Source organism: Cupriavidus necator, assembly GCF_040578825.1.
Lineage (GTDB): Bacteria > Pseudomonadota > Gammaproteobacteria > Burkholderiales > Burkholderiaceae > Cupriavidus > Cupriavidus necator_E.
In genome coordinates this window covers 1-1,438 of the sequence record NZ_JBEFLI010000175.1, presented here as the reverse complement: position 1 = coordinate 1,438, position 1,438 = coordinate 1, and the positions used below count along the sequence as shown (strand labels likewise).

Here is a 1,438-nt window from a genome sequence, read left to right as displayed (position 1 = left end):
TGGCCTCCAGCTCACTGGCGGCAAAGCGCTCGACGATGCTGCCGTGCTCCATCACGTAGAAGCGGTCGGCCAGCGGCGCGGCGAAGCGGAAGTTCTGCTCCACCATCACCACCGTGTACCCCTTCTGCTTGAGCATCAGGATCATGCGCGCAAGCGCCTGCACGATCACCGGTGCCAACCCTTCCGAGATTTCATCGAGCAGCAGCAGGTTCGCGCCCGTGCGCAGGATGCGCCCGACCGCCAGCATCTGCTGCTCGCCGCCGGAAAGACGCGTGCCCTGGCTCTGGCGGCGCTCCTTCAGGTTCGGGAACATCTCGTAGATATCGGCCTCGCTCATGCCCTTGCTGGCGCCGGTTCCTGTGCCGGCGCCCTTGAGCACGGGCGGCAGCATCAGGTTCTCTTCGCATGAGAGGCTGGAGAAGATGGCGCGCTCTTCGGGGCAATAGCCGATGCCGTAGTGCGCGATCTTGTGCGTGGGCAGGCTGATGGTCTCGTGGCCGTCAACCTTGATCGAGCCCTTGCGCGCGCCGGTCAGGCCCATGATCGCGCGCAGCGTGGTGGTGCGCCCGGCGCCGTTGCGCCCGAGCAGCGTGACCACTTCGCCGCGGTTCACGGTCAGGTCCACGCCGTGCAGGATGTGCGATTCGCCGTACCAGGCGTGCAGGTCCTTGATCTCGAGCGCGGGTGTGTTGGATGTCGTCATGTATGGTTCCCCCGGGCCGTCTCAGTGCGCGCCCTGCAGTTCCGCGTCGACCGTGCCCATGTAGGCCTCCATCACGCGCGGGTCCTTCGACACCCCGGCGTAAGGGCCCTCGGCCAGGATCGCGCCGCGCTGCAACACCGTGATCTTGTCGGCGATCGACGACACCACGCTCATGTTGTGCTCGACCATCAGGATGGTGCGGCCCGCCGAAACCTTCTTGATCAGCTGCGTGACGCGGTCCACGTCCTCGTGGCCCATGCCCTGCGTGGGCTCGTCCAGCAGCATCAGCTCGGGCTCCATCGCCAGCGTGGTGGCGATCTCCAGCGCGCGCTTGCGGCCGTACGGCAGGTTCACGGTCAGCGTGTGCGCGAACTCGGTCAGCCCGACCTGCTCGAGCAGCTCCATCGCGCGCTCGTTGAGCACCTCTAGCGAACGCTCGCTGCGCCAGAACTGGTACGCGGTGCCGAGCTGGCGCTGCAGGCCGATGCGCACGTTCTCCATCACCGTCAGGTGCGGGAACACCGCCGAGATCTGGAAGGAGCGGATCACGCCGCGGCGCGCGATCTGCGCGGGCTTCTCGCCGGTGATGTCGATGCCGTTGAACAGGATGGTGCCGGTGGTCGGCACAAGGAACTTGGTGAGCAGGTTGAAGCAAGTGGTCTTGCCCGCGCCGTTGGGGCCGATCAATGCATGGATCGACCCGCGGCGCACCTGCAGGTTGACGTCGCTCACCGC

At 66.5% G+C, this 1,438-nt stretch carries 2 protein-coding genes; both read right to left on the bottom strand.

Annotated features, from left to right (window positions below):
• A partial coding sequence (locus tag AB1I47_RS33745; RefSeq protein WP_354687981.1) for an ABC transporter ATP-binding protein occupies positions 1-703 on the bottom strand: 703 nt, incomplete at its 3' end.
• 21 nt (positions 704-724) lie between these two features.
• The coding region (locus AB1I47_RS33740) for an ABC transporter ATP-binding protein (protein ID WP_354687980.1) at positions 725-1,438 on the bottom strand (714 nt) is incomplete at its 5' end.